Raw genomic sequence first — 3,536 nt, forward strand, 5'->3', positions numbered from 1 at the left:
CGACTGCGGCTCTGGTGGTGCTGGCCCGCAAGCTCATGCGCGTGGCCTTCTCGCTGTTCAAGCAACAAGCGATGTTCGATGCCCGCCTGGCGGCCACTGTCGCTTGACGAGAACCATAGAACCTCAGCCCGAACGGCTCTGGGTCGGCCCTCGTGCATTGGGCCGTGAGGCAGGGTGGGCAGAGCAGCTCCGCAGCGTGGCTGGCACCTCACAGCACACCGGCCGCACGCAGCCCGCGCAGGTCCTCGGCCGTGACGCCCAGCGCGCCGAAGACCTCGGCGTTGTGTTCGCCCACCGCAGGCCCGGTGCGCGGCGGCTCGAAGGCATGGCCGGCGAAGCGCGGCACCACGGCCGGCGCCGGCACAGAGCCCAGCTCGGCATCGGGCAGGCGCACGATGGCACCGCGTGCGGCAAAGTGCGGATCGGCCAGCACGTCGTCGATGTCGTAGACCTTGCAGAAGGGCACCGAGTGCGCATCGAGCGCGGCCCGCAGCTCGTCATGGCTGTGCGCGGCGCACCAGGCGGCGACGCGTCCGTCCAGCGCATCGAGGTGCCGCACCCGCAGTGGGTTGGTGGCGAAGCGCGGGTCGGCCGCCATGTCGGGTGCCTGCATGGCCGCGCACAGGCGACGGAAGATGGCATCCGACGAGCCCACGAGCGTGATCCAGTCGCCGTCCTTGGTGCGGTAGATGTTGGATGGCGCGGTGTAGGTGGCACGGGCACCGCTGCGCTGGCGCGCCTGGCCGCTGCGCTCGCGCTCAACGGCGAGCGGCTCCAGCACGCGCAGCAGGGCCTCGGTGGCCGACAGGTCGATCTCGCGGCCGGGCGCATCGGGGCAGCGTGCCCGCTCCGCCGCCGCGGCAGCGATGGCGAAGGCGCCGAACAGGCCGGCCATCGAATCGCCCAGCGGAAAGTTCACATGCTGCGGCGGGCCGTCCGCCTCGCCGGTCAGATGGGCCAGGCCACCCATGGCCTCGAAGATGCGCGCGAAGCCGGGCCGGCCGGCATAGGGCCCCGTCTGGCCGAAGCCGGTGAGCCGAAGCACGATGAGCCGCGGATTGGCCCGGTGCAGCGTCGCCAGGTCCAGGCCCCAGCGGTCGAGCGTGCCGGGGCGGAAGTTCTCCACCAGCACGTCCATGCCGGCCACCAAACGCAGGAACAGGGCGCGGCCGGCGTCGGTGCGCACGTCGAGCGTGATGCCGCGCTTGCCGCGGTTGAGCACCTTCCAGTACAGCGCATGGCCAGGCTCGACCGGCGCCAGCGAGCGCAGAGCGTCGCTGCCATCGGGCAGCTCGAGCTTGGTCACCTCGGCGCCCAGGTCGGCGCAGAGCGTGGCGGCGAAGGGTGCGGCCACGACGGTGGCCATGTCCAGGATGCGCAGGCCATGCAGCGGCCCTTGCGCGGGATCGAAAGCGTCGGACATGCCTCAATCCACCCGCGCGCCGGTGGACTTGACCAGCGCGGCCCAGCTGCGGCTGTCCTTGGCGATGAGCGTGCCGAAGTCCTCGGGGCTGCCGCCGCCGGGCTCGGCGCCCAGGTCCACCAGGCGCTTGCGGATCTCCGGCTTGGCCAGCGCCGCCACCGCCACTTCGTTCAGCTTCACGACGATGGCTCTGGGCACGCCGGCCGGCGCCATCAGGCCCTTCCAGGCCGTGACGTTGAAGCCGGGCAGGCCGGACTCGGCCACGGTGGGAATGTCCGGTGCACCGCTGGCACGCGACGGGCTGGCCACGCCCAGGGCCCGCAGGCGGCCGGACTGCACCTGGGGCAGCAGCGCCGGCATGTTGTCGATCATCACGGTGATCTGGCCCGAGATCAGGTCGTTCATGGCCGGGGCGCTGCCCTTGTAGGGCACATGGACCATCTGCGTGCCCGCCATCTGGTTGAACAGCTCGCCCCCCAGGTGCGCCGGCGTGCCGTTGCCCGGCGAGCCGAAGGAGACCTTGCCCGGATTGGCCTTGGCATAGGCGATGAACTCGCGCACATCGCGCGCCGGCACCGAGGGCGTGACGGCCATGAGCTGATGGTCGCGCGCCAGCAGGGCCACCGGCGCCAGGTCGGTGGCCGGGTTGTAGGGCATGCGGCCATACAGGCTGGGGTTGATGGCGATGGGGCCCGCTGCCGCCAGCAGCAGGGTGTAGCCGTCGGCCGGCGACTTGGCCACCATGTCGCCGGCGATGTTGCCGCCGGCGCCGGGGCGGTTGTCCACCACCACGGGTTGGCCCAGGCCGGCGCGCAGTTCCTCCGCGATGAGCCGGCCGACCACGTCGGCGGAGCCGCCGGGCGCGAAGGGGACGACCAGGCGGATCGGCTTGGTGGGATAGGCGGCTTGCGCCGAGGCCAGCGGCGCGGCCAGTGCGAGGCCGGCCGCCAGCGTGGCGGCCATCAGTTGCTTGAGCATGGGTGTCTCCGAGGATGCATGCGCCTTTCGGCGCGACGTGGCCCGAAGACTAGGCAGACGCAGGCTTGCCGCCAACCGCTGTTTCGCTATATTGGACAGGCCTGGCCTGGCGTCTTCCACCTCTTCCCTGCCCTCCTGCTTCATGCCGACCGCCGACCCGCGCTTCGCCGCCACGCTGGCCCACGGACTCGACGTGCTGGAAGCCTTTGCCGGCGCGCCCGCCGTGCTGACCAATGCGGCGCTCGCGCAGCGCACCGGCCTCGCCCGCGCCACCATCACCCGGCTCACCACCACGCTGGCCAGCCGCGGACTCGTCGTGCCGGCCGGCGAAGGCAGCGGCCACCGGCTGGGCAGCGGCGCGCTGACGCTGGGCTATCCGCTGCTGGCCCAACTGGGCCTGCGACGCATCGCCCGGCTGCCGATGAAGCAGCTGGCCGATGCGCTGGGCGCCTCGGTGTCGCTGGGCATGCGCGACCGGCACCGCATGGTCTATGTGGAGACCTGGCGCAACAACGACCCGCTCACCTTCCAGCCCGACCTGGGGGCGCCGCTGCCTCTGCTGGACACGGCCATGGGTCGCGCGTGGCTGGCCACCGCCACGCCCGCCGAGCGCGAGGCCGCACGCGCAGCCCTGAGCGACGCGGACGGCGCGCAGGCGAACCGTTTCGACGGCGTGCTGCGCGAAGCCCGGCGGCAGTGGGCCGCTCAGGGCTTCTGTCATTCCGAAGGCGACTGGCTGCCCGATGTGCATGCGGTCTCGGTCCCGCTGCGCCTCGCACTGCAGGGCGGGCACCTGCTGCTCAACGCCGGACTGCCCGCGCGCCGGCTGGCGCCCCGGCAGTTGCAGCGCGAGATCGGCCCGCGACTGCTGCAACTCGCGCGCACCATCGAGGCCGACTGGCAGCGCGCCCTGCTGCGCGAGGGCGCCGGCCAGCCCCCGGCCGTACCGGCCGCGCCCGCCTGGCTGGTGGGCCATGGCCCGGCCACGGCAAGGGACGCGGACCCGCGCGACGGTGGCTTCGCACGCACGCTCGCGCACGGCATCGACCTGCTGCGCAGCTTCGCGCCGGGCGAGCCGGTGCTGGGCATCCGCGCACTGGCGCGCCGGCTGGCCCTGGCACCCAATACCGTGCAG

The 3,536-nt window shown here is 72.8% G+C and carries 3 protein-coding genes; 1 reads left to right on the forward strand and 2 read right to left on the reverse strand.

From position 1 onward, the window contains the following. Positions 1–208 precede the first annotated feature (208 nt). Both QZ772_RS19255 and QZ772_RS19260 read right to left on the reverse strand, forming a co-directional pair. Positions 209–1,423: a CoA transferase gene (locus tag QZ772_RS19255; RefSeq protein ID WP_295529584.1), complete on the reverse strand. Its 1,215-nt coding sequence runs from the start codon at positions 1,421–1,423 to the stop codon at positions 209–211. A 3-nt stretch (positions 1,424–1,426) separates the two neighbouring features. Further along, the gene (locus QZ772_RS19260) at positions 1,427–2,401 is read right to left on the reverse strand and encodes a tripartite tricarboxylate transporter substrate binding protein (protein ID WP_295529586.1); all 975 of its coding nucleotides are present in this window, start codon (positions 2,399–2,401) and stop codon (positions 1,427–1,429) included. A gap of 142 nt (positions 2,402–2,543) precedes the next feature. Here QZ772_RS19260 and QZ772_RS19265 point away from each other — a divergent pair. Beyond that, the coding region (locus QZ772_RS19265; protein ID WP_366510626.1) for an IclR family transcriptional regulator at positions 2,544–3,536 on the forward strand (993 nt) is incomplete at its 3' end.

This window comes from uncultured Pseudacidovorax sp., from assembly GCF_913773995.1.
GTDB lineage: Bacteria > Pseudomonadota > Gammaproteobacteria > Burkholderiales > Burkholderiaceae_C > Xenophilus.